Source organism: Streptomyces sp. NBC_00846 (assembly GCF_045207325.1).
Taxonomy (GTDB): domain Bacteria; phylum Actinomycetota; class Actinomycetes; order Streptomycetales; family Streptomycetaceae; genus Streptomyces.
The window spans coordinates 5,796,781-5,812,572 of record NZ_CP108846.1 but is presented as its reverse complement, the minus strand read 5'-3'; the positions used below and the strand labels follow the sequence as shown (position 1 = coordinate 5,812,572).

Genomic DNA, 15,792 nt, shown 5'->3' with positions numbered 1-15,792 from the left:
CGTTTGGATCATGCCGGGCTCGCACGCCCCGGCAGGCCTCAGCCGCTGAATGTTTCGAGCCAGGCCGGCTCGATCACGCCCTCGGCGACGATCACGGCGGCGCCGGTCATCTCGATCTCGCCGTCGGGCCGCTCGGTGATCACGAGGGTGCCGCCGAGCAGATCGACCGTGTACGTGACCGGAGTGCCGGTCTCCGCGGGGTCGGAGCCGTCCCTGCGGGCCGCGGCGACGGCCACGGCGCAGGCGCCCGTCCCGCAGGAGCGGGTCTCGCCCGAGCCGCGCTCATGGACCCGCATGGCGACGTGGCGCGGTCCGCGGTCCACGACGAATTCGATGTTCACGCCGTCGGGGTAGACGGTCGCGGGGCTGTACGGCGGTACGGAGAGCAGATCACCGGCGTGCGCCAGGTCGTCGACGAAGGCGACCGCGTGCGGATTGCCCATGTTCACATTGCGGGCGGCCCAGCCGCGGCCGTCCACGCTGACCGTGACGCCGTCCTCGGGAAGCAGCGCGCGCCCCATGGAGACCGTGATGTCGCCGCCCTTGGCGAGGTGCACCTTCTTCACACCGCCGCGGGTCGCGACGGCGAGGTCGCCCTCCTCGACGTGCCCGGCACGCTGCAGATAGCGGGCGAAGACCCGCACGCCGTTGCCGCACATCTCGGCGATCGAACCGTCGGCATTGCGATAGTCCATGAACCACTCGGCCTCGTCCGCCATGGCCCGTGCCTCCGGGTGCGCGGCGGACCGTACGACATGCAGCAGCCCGTCTCCGCCGATACCCGCCCGGCGATCGCACAGGCGGGCGACGACGGGCGCGGGCAGGTCGACGGCGTTGTCCGGGTCGGGAACGATCACGAAGTCGTTCTCGGTGCCGTGCCCCTTGAGGAAGGCGATCTGCGAGGTGCTCACAGGGCAACTGTACGAGGCAGCACCGACAGCCGACGAGACCGGGCCGTGCGGCGGGGCATGAGGGAGAGGCCGGGCAACGGGGCACCGGACAGCGGCCGGGCGTCACGCCGGCGGAGCGGTGGCATCGGTCGCCGGGGCGCAGCGTAGGTCGCCGGGACCGCGGCGTCCGTCAGCGGAGCCGGGCCACGCGCCAGATGGCCAGGGCGACCAGTGCGGCGCACACGGCGACGTACAGGGCGATCACGCGCCAGTCGGATCTCTCGCCCGAGCCCTTCTGCGACAGCCCGGGCCAGGTGTATCCCACGCGGCGGGCGGCCATCATGCCCCAGCCCGCGGCGCAGCAGCTGATCAGCAGGCCCAGCATGGCGACGACCGCGCCGCCGTCGCCGAACTCGAACGCCAACGGGAACGCGAACATCAGCGATCCCAAGGCGGCGAGCATGACGATCGGCGCGAGCTGCCAGATGCGCAGACGCCGCGCGGGCCTGAGCTCGACCTCGACCTCGGGGGTCGTTTCGAGCTCATCGGGCCCGTCGGGGCTCAAGCTTCCTGCATCATGCAGCGCGTCCGGTGCGTCTTGTTCTGTGTTGCGAGGGCCGGCCTCCATCGCCACGCGCCCTCCCAACTCGGACTCCACTGGTCGATCGATGCTCGATGATGGCACGCTCCCGGTCGCCGAAATGACGGGCAGGGCCTCCCGATGCCATCACGTGATCAGGCTGTAACCGCTCGTTCGACCAACGCCAGCGCCTGGTGCGGGAGTTCCCCGCGGTGCCCTTCGGCGCCATTGAGCCAGTGGACCCGCGGGTCACGGCGAAACCATGAGTCCTGACGGCGCGCGAATCGCTTGGTGGCGCGAACGGTCTCAACGCGCGCCTCGTCCTCGGTGCACTCCTGGGCCAGTGCGGCCAGCACCTGCTGGTAGCCGAGCGCCCTGGACGCGGTGCGCCCCTCGCGCAGACCGTGCGCCTCCAGGGCGCGCACCTCGTCCACGAGTCCGGCCGCCCACATCCGGTCGACTCTCAGGGCGATGCGTTCGTCGAGTTCGGGGCGGGCCACGTCGACGCCGATCTGGACGGTGTCGTACACCGCATCGTTACCGGGGAGGTTGGCGGTGAAGGGCTTGCCGGTGATCTCGATGACTTCGAGGGCCCTGACGATGCGGCGGCCGTTGCTCGGCAGGATGGCCCGGCCCGCTTCGGGGTCGGCGGCGGCGAGCCGGGCGTGCAGGGTCCCGGAGCCGCGCTCGACCAGTTCCTCCTCCAGCCTGGCCCTGACGCCGGGGTCCGTGCCGGGGAACTCCAGGGCGTCGATGGCGCCCTTCACATAGAGCCCGGAACCGCCGACCAGGACGGGGGTGCGGCCCGCGGCGAGCAGCCGGTCGATCTCCGCCCGGGCCAGCCGCTGGTACTCGGCGACACTGGCGGTCTCGGTGACGTCCCAGATGTCCAGCAGGTGATGCGGAACGTTTCCGCGCTCGGAGAGCGTCAGCTTCGCGGTGCCGATATCCATCCCCCGGTAGAGCTGCATGGAGTCGGCGTTGACCACTTCGCCGTCGAGTTGCTGAGCAAGAAATACCCCCAGATCGGACTTTCCGGCTGCAGTGGGACCGACGACGGTGATGACCCGCGGTGCGGGAGCTGAACTTCTCACCGCCCCAGTCTCGCAAACCTCCGGGCCTCTTCCCGAATGAGTGACGTGACCGGCTGCGAACGGGGGCCGTTCGACCTTCCCGCTTCTGCTCCGTCGCCACCCCGTCGCTGCCCCGCCTCCGCTCCGAACGGCGCGGATCTTTGGCGGTACCAGTAGAATTCGTAAGTGAATACGGGCGTTTTTTCACGGTTTGCCGTTCGCCCCCAGGGCTGCCCGACGAGGCGGCCGGCAGCGAGGCCGCAGGAGGACGCCCGCCCTAGTCCCCCAGCAGGGAAGGTGCCCGATGGGCTTCCTGGACAATTTGAAGGCCAAGCTGAGCCCCGCGAAGGAAAAGGTCGGCGACCTCGCGCATCAACACGGGGACAAGATCGACCAGGGGCTGGACAAGGCCGCACGGACGGTCGACCAAAAGACCAAGGGCAAGTACAGCGACAAGATCGAGTCCGGCACGAAGAAGGCCAAGGACGTGGTCGAGCGCCTGACCCACAAGCACGACGAGGGTGGTGCCAAGAACGACGAAGGCGGCACGCCGCCCGGTACGCCGCCCGCCTCGTGACCCCGAACCGAATCAAGTCCGACGCACGGCCGTGGAGCGCTGACGCTGCACGGCCGTCGTCCGTATCAGCCCGGGTGCGAGTCCGGGCGGGCGGTCAGGACCAGGTGGCGACCAGGTAGCCCACGCCGTACGGGGCGTCCTCGTACAGCAGTTGTCCGCGCAGGCCCGCCCCCTCACCCGCGCCCGCGAGCACCTGCCAGGGTGCCCGGCCCGCCGCTTTCAGCTCGTAGGCCAGCAATGCGTCGAGCGCGATCAGCGCGCCTGGGTCGGCGGTGCCCAGCGCGTGGGCGGCCGCCGCGTCGAACGCCTCGGCGCGGTCGTCCAGATAGCCGGGGGCCTTGACCGTACGGCAGGCACTGCCGTCGCCCATCACCAGCAGCGCCACCCGTTCCGCCCTTGCGGCCAGGTCCTGCCCCGTACTCGTACAGCGGTCGGTTTCGAGCGGCTCCCCCACGCCGAACCCTTCGACCGGCGCCTCGGCCCACCGTGCCCGGGCGAGCAGCCAGGCGCCGACGGCCAGGGACGGCGGAAGGGGCCGGTCCGCCACGGTTTCGCGGTCACGCCCGAGCCGCACGTCGAGATCGACTCCGAAGCCCTTGAAGGAGCCGGTGGCTCCCTCGCGGTGCGGTCCTCGGCCCGCGAGGTCCGCGGGCCCGATCACGAGCAGCAGGTCGGGCCGGGCCGCGGCGAGCACGCCGAGGGCGTCGGCGCAGGCGTCCCGCAGCGCGTCGAGCTCGGGCGCGGCACCGGCGGCGACCTCGGGTACCAGCAGGGGCGGGCAGGGGCAGACAGCGGCGGCGACAAGCATGGTGGGCAGCGTACTGGCTGGGCGTGAACACGCCCGTCTCCCGCCGTCGCCCGTCCCGCGCCTCTGCGGCCCTTTCCCGCCGCCGCGCCCGTCCCCCGTCGGTGTCAGTCGCAGCCGCAGCCGGGAGCCGTCGCGGCCGGCAGGGGCGCCGGGGCGCCGATACCGGGCAGGCCCAGCATCACTCCGGCCGGCTTGGCGGCCTCGGTGGCGGTGCGCTTCTCCCACGCGTCGCCCGCCCGGGTCCGCCGTACCCCCAGCGGGGCGCCCTCGGCGAGCAGGTGGTGCGGGGCGGCGTAGCTGATCTCGACGGTGACCACATCGCCGGGACGCACCATCTCGTCCGGCTTGGTGAAGTGGACCAGGCGGTTGTCGGGGGCGCGGCCGGAGAGGCGGTGAGTGGCGCCGTCCTTGCGGCCCTCGCCCTCCGCGACCATGATCTCCAGCTTCCGGCCGACCTGCCTCTTGTTCTCCTCCCAGGAGATCTCCTCCTGGAGGGCGGACAGGCGCATGTACCGCTCCTGGACGACCTCCTTGGGGATCTGCCCCGCCATCTCGGCGGCCGGGGTTCCGGGGCGCTTGGAGTACTGGAAGGTGAAGGCGTTGGCGAAGCGAGCCTCGCGGACCGTGTGCATCGTCTGCTCGAAGTCCTCCTCGGTCTCGCCGGGGAAGCCCACGATGATGTCGGTGGAGATGGCGGCGTCCGGCATCGCGGCGCGCACCTTCTCGATGATGCCGAGGAAGCGCTCCTGCCGGTACGAACGCCGCATCGCCTTGAGGACGGTGTCCGAGCCCGACTGCAGCGGCATGTGCAGCTGAGGCATCACGTTGGGCGTCTCGGCCATGGCCGCGATCACGTCGTCCGTGAAGTCGCGGGGGTGCGGCGAGGTGAAGCGGACCCGTTCCAGGCCCTCGATCCTCCCGCAGGCACGCAGCAGCTTGGAGAAGGCCTCGCGGTCGCCGATGTCGGCCCCGTACGCGTTCACGTTCTGGCCGAGCAGGGTGATCTCCGAGACGCCCTCGGCGACCAGGGCCTCGATCTCGGCGAGAATGTCGCCGGTGCGGCGGTCCTTCTCCTTGCCGCGGAGCGCCGGGACGATGCAGAAGGTGCAGGTGTTGTTGCAGCCGACGGAGATGGAGACCCACGCCGCGTAGGCGGACTCGCGACGGGTGGGGAGTGTGGAGGGGAAGGCCTCCAGGGATTCGGCGATCTCGATCTGCGCCTCTTCCTGGATGCGGGCGCGCTCCAGCAGCACGGGCAGCTTGCCGATGTTGTGCGTACCGAAGACGACATCCACCCAGGGGGCCCGCTGGACGATGGTGTCGCGGTCCTTCTGTGCCAGGCAGCCACCGACGGCGATCTGCATGCCGGGGCGCTTGGTCTTCATCGGGGCGAGCCGGCCGAGGTTGCCGTAGAGCTTGTTGTCGGCGTTCTCCCGGACCGCGCAGGTGTTGAAGACGACGACGTCGGCGTCGCCGTCGGAGCCCTCCGCGGCACGTACATAACCCGCGTCCTCCAGCAGCCCGGACAGCCGCTCCGAGTCGTGGACGTTCATCTGGCACCCGTAGGTGCGCACCTCGTACGTTTTCAAACCGTCCACTACTCCACCAGCCACGTCGTTGCCGCTCACCCGTCCAGGGTAAGGGCTCCGGCCGGGCCGCGATGATGAATACCTCGGCGGCCGGGGGCAGGGCCTCCTGGCCCCGGTACGGAGGCGGCCGCGGCCCCGGACCGCCGGGGTCCTGCCCTGGTCATCGCCGGGACGGGCTGGCAGGATCGCCGCCATGCTCCAGGCACTGTCCCGTATCGGCCGGCTGCGCGCCCTGCAGGCCTGCGCCGCCCTCGTCGTCGTGCTCGGGCTGCTGCTGTGGTGGCTGCTCCCGCTCGGGGAACCCGCGCCGAGCGGGACGCTGACCTTCAGCACCGGCGTACGCAGCGGGGTCTACCAGCGCTACGGCGAGCGGCTGAAGGGGGACCTGGCCAAGGACCTGCCCCGGGTGTCCATACGGCTGCAGACCAGCGAGGGCTCGCAGCAGAACATCGCGCGGGTGGCGACCGGGAAGGCGGACTTCACCATCGCCACCGCCGATGCCCTCGCCACGTATCTGCGCGACGGCGGGCCCGGCGCGGACCGGTTGCGGGGCTGTGTGCGGCTGTACGACGACTACATACAACTGGTCGTGCCCCGGGGCTCGAAGGTGCGGAAGGTCTCGGACCTGATCGGCCGGCGCGTCGGGGTGGGGCAGCCGGGTTCCGGCGTACGGCTGGTCGCCGACCGGCTGATGACGGCCGCCGGTCTCGATCCCACGAACGATGTGACACCGGTTCCCAGCGGCATCGACACCATGCCCGAGGAGCTGGAGAACGGCCGGATCGATGCCTTCTTCTGGTCCGGCGGACTGCCCACTTCCGCCGTGCAGGAGTTGTCGGACCGGTTCGCGATCCAGCTGGTACCGCTGGAGGCCGAGCTGATCAAGGAGCTTCAGGCCGTGGGCGGTTCCGCCCGCTACTACCGGTCGGCCATGATGCCCGCCGACGCGTACCACGAGGCACAGCAGGGACAGGCGGTGCCGACGGTGGCGGTAGCCAATGTGCTGGTGACCACGGACCGTACGGATCCGGCGATGACCGAGGCGTTCACCCGGACCGTGATCGACAGCCGGGACCGGATCGGGCGCGAGGTGCACGCGGCCCAGTTGGTGGATCTGCGCACGGCGATCTTCACCGACCCGCTGCCGCTGCACGAGGGGGCCAAGCGCTACTACCGCTCGGTCAAGCCCTGATCCCCGCGCCCAGGCCCTGATCCCCGCGCCGTCGGCCGCTTCCCCGCCCGCTCAGCCCTGTGGGCCCCGGCGCGGCACCGACACCGTCACTCGCAGCCCGTGCGGCTCGTGGGCCGCATAGCCGATGGTGCCGCCGCACGCGGCCAGGAGGGCCTGGGAGATGGAGAGCCCGAGACCGGAACCCTGCACGTTCTGATGCCGGGCGCTGCGCCAGAAACGGTCGCCGACGCGCTCCATTTCCTGTGCGGTGAGGCCCGGTCCCCGGTCGGCGACGACGACCGTGACGTCATCAGGACCGGCGGCGACCGTGACGAGGACCTCTTCGTCGGCCGGGGTGAACTTCAGGGCGTTGTCGATGAGGGCGTCGAGGGCGCTCGACAGTGCGATGGGGTCCGCCCAGGCCGTCAGGGCGGACGAGCCGTCCGCCCTGAGCCGGACTCCCTTCTCCTCGGCGACCGGCCGCCAGGACGCGACGCGTTCCGCGGTGAGCGCGCCTATGTCCGTGAGCTGCAGGTCGGCCGCGGCGTGTTCGGCCAGCGCCAGGTCGAGCAGGTCGTCCAGAACCTGGCCGAGGCGCTTGCCCTCCGTGCGTACGGAGGCGATCTCCTCGTTGCCCTCGGGGAGTTCGAGCGCGAGGAGCTCGATCCGCAGCAGCAGCGCGGCGAGGGGGTTGCGCAGCTGATGCGAGGCGTCGGCGACGAAGGCGCGCTGCTGCTCCAGCACATCCTCGACGTTGTCGGCCATCTCGTTGAACGAACGGGCCAGGCGCCTGAGTTCCGGAGGCCCCCCGGAGGCCACGACCCGGGACCTCATCCGGCCGCTGGCTATGTCATGGGTGGCCGCGTCGAGGGTCCGTACGGGCAGCAGCACCCAGCCGGTGAGCCGGATCGCCGCGCCGACCGCCACCAGCATCGCGACCGCTTCGCCGGCCGCGATGAGCAACCAGCCGCGCAGCGTACGCGCACGCATTTCGTCGGTGGGCGAGTCGATGACCACGACGGCGACGACATCGCCGTCCCGTACGACGGGTGAGGCGACGACGATCCTGCCGCGCTGCCAGGGCCAGACCTGCGGCGGATCGTGGCTGCGCCGCCCCAGGAGCGCCTCCTTGAAGGCCTCTCTCCCCTCCCCCTCGATCGGGAGCTGCCAGGTGGCCGGGGCCTTCGCCATGGCGCTGTTGTCGCGATAGAAGACACCGGCGCGGATTCCGTACACCGATGCGTACGTGTCGAGTTCGCTGCGCAGGGTGCGGCGCCGCTCCTCGTGACCGGGGGTCCGCTCGGCGATGAACTGGGCGAGCGCGGCGAAGCGTGCCGTGTCGTCGATGCGGTCGATGACGACGCTCTGCTGCCGGGCGGCGGCGACGCTGACGGCCAGCGGGAAGCCGAGGGCGAGCAGCACGCTCGCCATGAGAATGATGAGCAGGGGAAGCAGCCGGGTGCGCACCTGGGACGTACGCCTCTACGCGGACGGGGCGACGAGGCGGTAGCCGACCCCGCGCACCGTCTCGATCAGTGCGGGCAGCCGCAGTTTGGAACGCAGGGACGCGACATGCACTTCGAGCGTGCGCCCCGTCCCCTCCCAGCTCGTGCGCCACACCTCGCTGATGATCTGCTCCCGGCGGAAGACCACACCGGGGCGCTGCGCGAGCAGCGCGAGCAGATCGAACTCCTTGCGGGTGAGCTGGACTTCCGATCCGTCCACGCTGACCCGGCGGGTGGGCAGTTCGAGGTGGAGGTGCCCGAGGCGCAGAGCGGCGGCGGGCGTGGGCACGGTGTCCTCGCCGGCCGATTTGCGGCGGCTGACGGCGTGGATCCGGGCGAGGAGCTCGCCGGTGTCGTACGGCTTGACCACGTAGTCGTCGGCCCCGAGGTTGAGGCCGTGGATCCGCGACCGGACATCGGCGCGCGCGGTCACCATGATCACCGGGGTCGCCGTGCGCTTGCGGATCTTCCCGCACACCTCGTAGCCGTCCTGGTCGGGCAGCCCCAGGTCGAGGAGCACGACGCCGAAGGGCTCCGTGTCCGCGGGCAGCAGGGCCCGCAGCGCCTCCTCGCCGCTGCGGGCGTGCACCACCTGGAAGCCGTGCCGGGCAAGGATCGCGGACAGGGCGGCCGCGACGTGGTTGTCGTCCTCGACGAGCAACAGTCTCATGACCCCCCTTTCCGAAGGTGCGACGTCGGTGCGGTTTCTCGTACGCCCTTCGTCACTTCACCGTTCCGAGGTGTTTCACGTCATGGCGTACCAGGGCATCCACTCCGATGACGGGTACGTCAGTCAAGGGCCCGCCCATTGCATCGAGCCATCCGTTATCCACCCGGTACGCCCCGGGTACCTCACGTGCCGCCCCCTTCACACGGAGTGTCCGGTTGCGGCCGGATCGTTATCCTCAATTTCCGCTCAGATGTAATGACGCTGGTCGCACCGCGTCACTAGGGTCCTTCCCAACCGAGGAGGACGGAGCATGAAGCCGATGAGCGGAGTTTCAGTGACCAAGGGCGCCGAGGACGCCGCACCCGCGGCGAACGACCTTGTCGTACTGAGCAACGTCAACAAGCACTTCGGCGCGCTGCATGTGCTCCAGGACATCGACCTGACGATCGCCCGTGGCGAGGTCGTGGTCGTCATCGGGCCCTCCGGGTCCGGGAAGTCCACGCTGTGCCGCACGATCAACCGCTTGGAGACGATCGACTCGGGCGCCATATCGATCGACGGCAAGCCGCTGCCCCAGGAGGGCCGGGAGCTGGCCAAGCTGCGTGCCGACGTCGGCATGGTCTTCCAGTCGTTCAATCTCTTCGCGCACAAGACGGTGCTCGAAAACGTGATGCTGGGCCAGCTCAAGGTCCGCAAGACGGACAAGAAGGCTGCCGAGGACAAGGCCCGTTCGCTGCTGGACCGGGTGGGCGTGGCGACGCAGGCCGACAAGTACCCCGCCCAGCTCTCCGGTGGCCAGCAGCAACGCGTGGCCATCGCCCGCGCGTTGGCGATGGACCCCAAGGTGATCCTCTTCGACGAGCCGACCTCCGCGCTCGACCCGGAGATGATCAATGAGGTGCTGGAGGTCATGCAGCAGCTCGCCCGGGACGGCATGACGATGGTCGTCGTCACCCATGAGATGGGCTTCGCGCGCTCGGCGGCGAACCGGGTCGTCTTCATGGCGGACGGAAAGATCGTCGAAGAGGCCACGCCCGACCAGTTCTTCAGTAACCCGCGCAGTGACCGGGCCAAGGACTTCCTGTCGAAGATCCTTCACCACTGACTGATCCTTCACCGCCGGTTTCCGGACCGGCCGATCACTCACATCGCGTCAATTCTAGGGAATTTCACCATGCAGCTTCGTAAGGTCACCGCCGCCTCGGCCGCCGTGCTCGCCCTCGCCCTGACCGCCACCGCCTGTGGTTCCGACGACAAGGACAGCGGCTCGAGCGATTCGGGCGGCGGCAAGAAGATCTCGATCGGCATCAAGATCGACCAGCCCGGTATCGGCCTCAAGACGCCGGACGGCAAGTACACCGGTTTCGACGTCGATGTCGCCACGTACGTTGCCAAGGAACTCGGCTACGACGCCAAGGACATCGTCTTCAAGGAGACCAAGAGCGCCGACCGCGAGACGGCGATCGAGCGCGGTGACGTGAAGTTCATCGCCGCCTCCTACTCGATCAACGACGAGCGGCTGCAGAAGGTCGACTTCGCGGGCCCGTACCTGCTGGCGCACCAGGACATCCTCGTCCGCGCCGACGACGACTCGATCAAGTCGCCGGAGGACCTGAACAAGAAGAAGCTGTGTTCGGTCGCCGGCTCGACTTCGGCGCAGAACGTCCATGACAAGCTGGCGCCGAAGGCGCAGCTCCTGGAGTACGGCGGCTACTCGGAGTGCCTGACCGGCCTGGAGAACAAGGTCATCGATGCGCTGACCACCGACGACTCCATTCTCGCCGGCTACGCGTCGCAGCAGCAGTTCCAGGGCAAGTTCAAGCTGGCCGGCTTCAAGATGACCAACGAGAACTACGGCATCGGCCTGAAGAAGGGCGACGCCGACCTCAAGAAGAAGATCAACGACGCGCTCACCAAGATGGTCTCGGACGGTTCCTGGGACAAGGCTGTGAAGGACAACTTCGGCCCGGCGAACTACAAGAACGACCCCGCCCCGAAGATCGGCAACATCGTCAAGTGAAGCAGGGCTGACCGGGCGCGCCGTCCGTGAACGGCGGCGCGCCATGCCCTCCTACACGCGGAAGCGCGGGAGATCGTGTTCGACTTTCTTGAAGGTTACGACCTGTTGGGGGCCTTCTGGGTGACGGTGCAGCTCACCGTGTACTCCGCCCTCGGCTCCCTCATATGGGGAACGCTACTGGCCGGCATGAAGGTCAGCCCGGTCCCCCTGATGCGCGGCTTCGCTACCGCGTATGTGAACATGGTCCGGAACATTCCGCTGACCGTGATCATCGTGTTCTCGTCGCTGGGCCTGTTCCAGACGCTGGACGTCAAGCTCGGCGCCAGCGATTTCACCGACATCAACTTCCGGCTCGCGGTGCTCGCCCTGATCGCCTACACCGCCGCCTTCGTGTGCGAGGCCGTGCGCTCCGGCATCAACACCGTCCCCGTGGGCCAGGCAGAGGCGGCGCGTGCCCTCGGGCTGAGCTTCACCCAGGTGCTGCGGCTGATCGTCCTCCCGCAGGCGTTCCGCGCGGTGGTCAACCCGCTGTCCAACGTGCTGATCGCGTTGACGAAGAACACCACGGTCGCCTCGGCGATCGGGGTCGCCGAGGCCGCGTACCTGATGAAGGGCATGATCGAGGCCCAGGCCCAGCTGATCCTGATCGCGTTGGTCTTCGCGTTCGGCTTCATCGTTCTGACCCTCCCGACCGGCCTGATCCTCGGCTGGGTGAGCAAGAAGGTGGCGGTGAAGCGATGACTTCCGTCCTCTACGACGCCCAGGGACCGCGCGCCAAGCAGCGCAACATCCTGTACACGCTGCTGTTCGTCCTGTGCGCCGCAGCCGTGGTGTGGTGGGTGTACGCCGGCCTCGCCGAGAAGCACCAGCTCGACTGGATCAAGTGGAAGCCCTTCTTCACCAGCCCCCAGCCCTGGCAGACGTACATCTGGCCGGGCCTCCAGAACACGCTCAAGGCGGCGTTCTTCGCCCTGATCATCGCGCTGCCGCTCGGCGCCCTGTTCGGTATCGGCAGGCTGTCGGACCACCGATGGGTGCGGGTTCCGTCCGGCGTCGTCGTGGAGTTCTTCCGCGCCATCCCCGTGCTGATCCTGATGATCATCGCGAACGCGGTGTACGCCGAGTACACGAACATCAGCACCGACGTGCGTCCCCTGTACGCCGTGGTGACGGGTCTGGTGCTGTACAACTTCTCGGTACTCGCCGAGATCGTGCGGGCCGGGATCCACTCCCTGCCGCAGGGCCAGACCGACGCGGCCAAGGCGATCGGCATGCGCAAGGGCCAGACCATGGTGTTCGTGCTGCTGCCGCAGGCGGTGACGGCCATGCTGCCGGCGATCGTCAGCCAACTGGTCGTCATCATGAAGGACACCGCACTCGGTGGCGCCATGATGACCTTCCCCGAGCTGCTGTCCTCGATCCGCCCGATGAGCGCGAACTACGGCGCGAACACCATCGCGTGCTTCACCATAGTCGCCGTGATCTACATCGTCGTGAACTTCGCACTCACGTCGTTCGCGAGCTGGCTGGAACGCCGGCTCCGGCGCACGAAGAAGGGCACGGGTGCAGTGGTCGGTGCCGGGCCCGGGGGCGGCCTGGAGACCATCGGTGCTCCGGCGCTCGTCGTCGATGACGGACGCGCCGTCTGACGGCTCGTCGATCTGCGTCCCCGAGGGGCGGTGGCACATCCGCCACCGCCCCTCGCCGCGTTCCGGGGTCGCTTGACGCAAGCACCGGCAGTAGGTTGCATACGTTCTGTGATCGCGCACCGAGCCCCCGCCGCCACATCTCCTCCGCCCCCTGAGCCCGTTCCGCTCCCTTCGCCTGCATTGCCTGCAGGCATTCGAGGAGCCTCGTCGTGGATCCGGTGATCGTCGTCGGCGCCGGGCCCGTCGGCCTGACGTTGTCGCTCGCTCTCGCGGCGCAGGGCGTCCCCTCCGTCCTTCTCGACGAGGATCCGGCCAGGGACGAGACGCGGCCGGCCCGTACGGTGGTGCTGCGCGAGGACACCGTGGCCCTGGTGGAACGGCTCGGCTGCAAGGCGCTGCGGCACGAGGGCATCCGGTGGTCCGGCTGGCGGTCCATGCGGCGCAAGCAGGTGGTGCGTGAGCTGGCGCTCGGTGTGGACTCCCCCGACGGCGATCCGCTGCCTGCCCCGACTCATCTGCCACAGCACGTCCTCACGCGCGGGCTGCGGGACGCGGTGGCCGCTCAGGAGCTGGTGCAGGTGGCCCCGTACAGCCGGATCGACACGCTGGAGCAGGACCCGGCCGGGGTCACGGTGCACACCAGGAAGCCGAACCCGACCCGGTGGCGCGGGAGTTACCTGGTGGGCTGCGACGGCGCCAGGTCCACCGTACGCAAGCTCCTCGACATCCGTTTCCCCGGGCGTACGGCGGTGGAGCGGCATGCCGTCGCGGCGCTGCGCACCGAGCTCCCCTGGCCGGGACAGGCCGTACTGCACCGGCTGCCCCCCTGGCGGACCGGCGGCGCCGAGGTGACCGCACGGCCGCTGCCGGACGGCGCCTGGCGACTGGACTGGCTGCTGCCGCCGCGCGGCGAGCTCGTCACGCCGGACGCCCTGATCGCCCGGATCCGGGACACCCTGGCGGGCTGGTGCGGCGAGACACCGCCGTACGAACTGCTGGACACGGGTGTGTACACGCTGCACCACCGGCTTGCCCTGCGCTGGCGGGCCGACCGGGCCTTCCTGGCCGGGGACGCCGCCCATCTGCTGGGCGCGCTCGGCACCCAGGGGCTCGACGAGGGGCTGCGGGACGCCGAGAACCTGGCCTGGAAGCTTGCCCAGGCCTGGCACCACGGCGCCTCCGACGTACTGCTCGACAGCTACCAGGCCGAGCGTCGGGCCGCGGTCGCCGCACGGCTGCGCGCCGCGGACCAGTCGCTGCCGATACTGCGTGGCGGCGGAGGTCTGCGGACCCTGGTCCCGGGGAGCGCACGGGGGCACGACTCGCTGCTCACCGACGGACATCTGGGCTGTGGCCCCCTCGGTGCGCCCCCGTCGTACTCACACTCGCCCCTTGCGCCCCCACGCGCCGAGGCGCACACCTCTGTGAGTACGCCCCCCGGTGCGCCGGTCACCGATGTGCGGGTGACGGCTCCGGACGGCACCACCGTGCGGCTGCGCGAGCGGCTGGGGCAGGGACACTTGCTGGTGGTCCTGGTGGCCCCCGGTACGGGGGTGTGGGACCGGCGTCACTGGATGAGCGCCGGCGTCATGCCGCGGCTGGTCGCCGCTGTCGACGCGTTGCCGGTGAAGGGCGAGCTGCTGGTGGCCGAGAGCTATCCGGGGGCGTCGGCCCACACCGTGCTGCTGATCAGGCCGGACGGTCACCTCGTGGCGTCGTTCGGCGGGGTACGGCCGCGGGAGCTCTTCGCGGCGGCGGACGCGGTGCGGGGCGGGGCGGCACGCACCTCCGTACGCTCCGACCGGACTGCGGGCATCAATTGACCGATGCGGACGTGCATGGTGTACTCCGGACGTGATCGACACCGATGTGCGCCTGTGGCGGAGGGTCCATATGGACCTCGTCCGCTACGCGGGCTGCGTGTGTCGCCCGTCCTGCTGAATCGCCTCTTCCTGCCACGCCGTGCGCTCTGCCGCACGGCCGTGCGTCCACGCGAACCCTCATCAGGACGGTCTCTGTGTCTGCCCCTTCGTCACCCTCTGTACGCATGCCCTCCGCCGCCGATGGTGCTTCCGGTCCGACGGCCGCGGAGCTGCTCGATTTCGTCCGCCGTGTCGCCGCCGACGCCGCGATCATCGCCTCGCTCCCGCTCGATCCCGAAGGCCGCACCTGGGTCCAGCTCGAAGGGCCGGGCGGCAGCGGGGCCTGGCTGATCGGCTGGCCGCCGGGTACCGGCACCGGCTGGCACGACCACGCCGACTCGATCGGCGCCTTCACGACCGCGGCCGGCACCCTCAAGGAGCTGTCGCTCGCCGCCCGGCTGCCCACCGACGGCTGGAAGACGCTCGAACTCACGGAAGGCATCGACCGTTCCCGGCAGTTGACCACCGGCCAGGGCAGGGCGTTCGGCCGGCACCACGTCCACGAGGTGCTGAACGAATCGGGCACGGAACACGCCGTCTCCGTCCATGCGTACTACCCGCCGCTGCCGCAGATCCGGCGCTACAGCCGCACCGGTGCGGTGCTCCGTCTCGAACAGGTCGAACGGCCGGAGGACTGGCGGTGAGCGACAGCCCTCGGCGTAGTACGGCACCGGTCGGGATCGACGAACTGCTGGAACGGGTCCGGGCCGGGTTCGTCCGGGTGGGCCCGCGGGAGGCCTTCGCCGCCGCCGCGGACGGGGCGCTTCTCGTGGACATCCGCTATGCGGAGCTGCGGGAACGGGACGGGCTGATTCCGGGAGCGCTGGTCATCGAACGCAATGAGCTGGAGTGGCGCCTCGACCCGCTGGGCAGACACCGGGCCCCGGAGGCGGTGAGCCACGACCTCCAGGTCGTGGTGGTCTGCAACGAGGGCTACGCGTCGAGCCTCGCCGTCGCGTCCCTGCGTCAGCTGGGGCTGCACCGGACGACCGATGTGGTCGGCGGATTCCAGGCGTGGCGTGCGGCGGGGCTTCCGGTCGAGGCCTGACGGACGGGGGCGGCGGCAGGACGGACTGCGGGACGGACGTGGTCGGCGGCGGAGCATCCGGCTGAGAACGGCCTTCTCCGGCGCTAAGAACTGCCCCCTCCGGCTCTGGGCGTTGCCCGGATGGCACGCGTCGTACGGGAGCATCCGCTCGGGTACGGGTGGGCGCAGCCTCGTAGAGCAGACCTCGCTCTCCCTTGACTCGGCACCACCGGGCTCGGGGTGCGGGGCTGGCCACGCCTGCCCGCTCGCCGGCGCCCCGAATCCGCCCCGACCCACCCGAACGCCACGCT

17 protein-coding genes are annotated in these 15,792 nt (G+C 70.0%); 10 read left to right on the top strand and 7 right to left on the bottom strand.

Going from position 1 to position 15,792, the window contains the following annotated elements:
- Positions 1-38: 38 nt before the first annotated feature.
- The 3 genes from dapF to miaA form a co-directional block, all read right to left on the bottom strand.
- The gene (gene dapF / locus OG936_RS26765; protein ID WP_406498029.1) at positions 39-911 is read right to left on the bottom strand and encodes a diaminopimelate epimerase; all 873 of its coding nucleotides are present in this window, start codon (positions 909-911) and stop codon (positions 39-41) included.
- 169 nt (positions 912-1,080) lie between these two features.
- Complete coding sequence (locus OG936_RS26760; RefSeq protein WP_406500627.1) at positions 1,081-1,518, bottom strand: hypothetical protein; 438 nt, start codon at positions 1,516-1,518, stop codon at positions 1,081-1,083.
- Between the two features lie 107 nt (positions 1,519-1,625).
- Positions 1,626-2,564, bottom strand: coding sequence for a tRNA (adenosine(37)-N6)-dimethylallyltransferase MiaA (gene miaA, locus OG936_RS26755; protein ID WP_406498027.1), 939 nt, complete (start codon positions 2,562-2,564; stop codon positions 1,626-1,628).
- Positions 2,565-2,847: 283 nt separating this feature from the next.
- On the opposite strand from miaA, the gene OG936_RS26750 reads away from it, so the two are divergent.
- Positions 2,848-3,120 carry an antitoxin gene (locus OG936_RS26750; RefSeq protein WP_406498025.1) on the top strand — a complete coding sequence of 91 codons (273 nt, stop codon included), beginning with the start codon at positions 2,848-2,850 and terminating at the stop codon, positions 3,118-3,120.
- Between the two features lie 94 nt (positions 3,121-3,214).
- Here OG936_RS26750 and OG936_RS26745 read toward each other — a convergent pair whose 3' ends face one another.
- Both OG936_RS26745 and miaB read right to left on the bottom strand, forming a co-directional pair.
- Complete coding sequence (locus OG936_RS26745) at positions 3,215-3,928, bottom strand: class III extradiol dioxygenase subunit B-like domain-containing protein (RefSeq protein WP_406498023.1); 714 nt, start codon at positions 3,926-3,928, stop codon at positions 3,215-3,217.
- 104 nt (positions 3,929-4,032) lie between these two features.
- Positions 4,033-5,526, bottom strand: a complete 1,494-nt coding sequence (gene miaB, locus OG936_RS26740) for a tRNA (N6-isopentenyl adenosine(37)-C2)-methylthiotransferase MiaB (RefSeq protein ID WP_406500626.1) — start codon at positions 5,524-5,526, stop codon at positions 4,033-4,035.
- A gap of 184 nt (positions 5,527-5,710) precedes the next feature.
- On the opposite strand from miaB, the gene OG936_RS26735 reads away from it, so the two are divergent.
- Complete coding sequence (locus OG936_RS26735; protein WP_406498021.1) at positions 5,711-6,709, top strand: TAXI family TRAP transporter solute-binding subunit; 999 nt, start codon at positions 5,711-5,713, stop codon at positions 6,707-6,709.
- 51 nt (positions 6,710-6,760) lie between these two features.
- On the opposite strand, the gene OG936_RS26730 is transcribed toward OG936_RS26735, so the two are convergent.
- Both OG936_RS26730 and OG936_RS26725 read right to left on the bottom strand, forming a co-directional pair.
- Positions 6,761-8,155 carry a sensor histidine kinase gene (locus OG936_RS26730; RefSeq protein ID WP_406498019.1) on the bottom strand — a complete coding sequence of 465 codons (1,395 nt, stop codon included), beginning with the start codon at positions 8,153-8,155 and terminating at the stop codon, positions 6,761-6,763.
- A gap of 15 nt (positions 8,156-8,170) precedes the next feature.
- A complete protein-coding gene (locus OG936_RS26725; RefSeq protein ID WP_406498017.1) occupies positions 8,171-8,863 on the bottom strand; it encodes a response regulator transcription factor in 693 nt (230 codons plus the stop codon).
- 319 nt (positions 8,864-9,182) lie between these two features.
- Between OG936_RS26725 and OG936_RS26720 the strand changes: the two genes are divergently transcribed.
- The 8 genes from OG936_RS26720 (at position 9,183) to OG936_RS26685 (ending at position 15,502) form a co-directional block, all read left to right on the top strand.
- Complete coding sequence (locus OG936_RS26720; RefSeq protein ID WP_266752509.1) at positions 9,183-9,968, top strand: amino acid ABC transporter ATP-binding protein; 786 nt, start codon at positions 9,183-9,185, stop codon at positions 9,966-9,968.
- A gap of 69 nt (positions 9,969-10,037) precedes the next feature.
- Positions 10,038-10,883 (top strand): glutamate ABC transporter substrate-binding protein, encoded by an 846-nt coding sequence (locus OG936_RS26715; protein WP_406498015.1) that lies wholly within the window; start codon positions 10,038-10,040, stop codon positions 10,881-10,883.
- A 75-nt stretch (positions 10,884-10,958) separates the two neighbouring features.
- The gene (locus OG936_RS26710; protein ID WP_406498013.1) at positions 10,959-11,624 is read left to right on the top strand and encodes an amino acid ABC transporter permease; all 666 of its coding nucleotides are present in this window, start codon (positions 10,959-10,961) and stop codon (positions 11,622-11,624) included.
- Positions 11,621-12,532: an amino acid ABC transporter permease gene (locus OG936_RS26705; RefSeq protein WP_406498011.1), complete on the top strand. Its 912-nt coding sequence runs from the start codon at positions 11,621-11,623 to the stop codon at positions 12,530-12,532. Before OG936_RS26710 ends, OG936_RS26705 begins: the two co-directional genes overlap by 4 nt.
- Positions 12,533-12,741: 209 nt before the next feature.
- Positions 12,742-14,355, top strand: coding sequence for an FAD-dependent monooxygenase (locus tag OG936_RS26700; protein WP_406498009.1), 1,614 nt, complete (start codon positions 12,742-12,744; stop codon positions 14,353-14,355).
- A 70-nt stretch (positions 14,356-14,425) separates the two neighbouring features.
- Positions 14,426-14,473: a hypothetical protein gene (locus OG936_RS26695; protein ID WP_309506048.1), complete on the top strand. Its 48-nt coding sequence runs from the start codon at positions 14,426-14,428 to the stop codon at positions 14,471-14,473.
- Between the two features lie 106 nt (positions 14,474-14,579).
- Positions 14,580-15,098, top strand: coding sequence for a cysteine dioxygenase (locus OG936_RS26690; RefSeq protein ID WP_406498007.1), 519 nt, complete (start codon positions 14,580-14,582; stop codon positions 15,096-15,098).
- Positions 15,095-15,502 (top strand): rhodanese-like domain-containing protein, encoded by a 408-nt coding sequence (locus OG936_RS26685; protein WP_406498005.1) that lies wholly within the window; start codon positions 15,095-15,097, stop codon positions 15,500-15,502. The genes OG936_RS26690 and OG936_RS26685 overlap by 4 nt, the downstream gene beginning before the upstream one ends.
- Positions 15,503-15,792: the final 290 nt, after the last annotated feature.

Bases quoted from the DNA above. Each gene is read 5' to 3' on its own strand.
- OG936_RS26760 (WP_406500627.1), bottom strand. From the start codon at position 1,518: ATGGAGGCCGGCCCTCGCAACACAGAACAAGACGCACCGGACGCGCTG.
- OG936_RS26750 (WP_406498025.1), top strand. From the start codon at position 2,848: ATGGGCTTCCTGGACAATTTGAAGGCCAAGCTGAGCCCCGCGAAGGAA.
- OG936_RS26745 (WP_406498023.1), bottom strand. From the start codon at position 3,928: ATGCTTGTCGCCGCCGCTGTCTGCCCCTGCCCGCCCCTGCTGGTACCC.
- OG936_RS26735 (WP_406498021.1), top strand. From the start codon at position 5,711: ATGCTCCAGGCACTGTCCCGTATCGGCCGGCTGCGCGCCCTGCAGGCC.
- OG936_RS26725 (WP_406498017.1), bottom strand. From the start codon at position 8,863: ATGAGACTGTTGCTCGTCGAGGACGACAACCACGTCGCGGCCGCCCTG.
- OG936_RS26720 (WP_266752509.1), top strand. From the start codon at position 9,183: ATGAGCGGAGTTTCAGTGACCAAGGGCGCCGAGGACGCCGCACCCGCG.
- OG936_RS26715 (WP_406498015.1), top strand. From the start codon at position 10,038: ATGCAGCTTCGTAAGGTCACCGCCGCCTCGGCCGCCGTGCTCGCCCTC.
- OG936_RS26705 (WP_406498011.1), top strand. From the start codon at position 11,621: ATGACTTCCGTCCTCTACGACGCCCAGGGACCGCGCGCCAAGCAGCGC.
- OG936_RS26690 (WP_406498007.1), top strand. From the start codon at position 14,580: ATGCCCTCCGCCGCCGATGGTGCTTCCGGTCCGACGGCCGCGGAGCTG.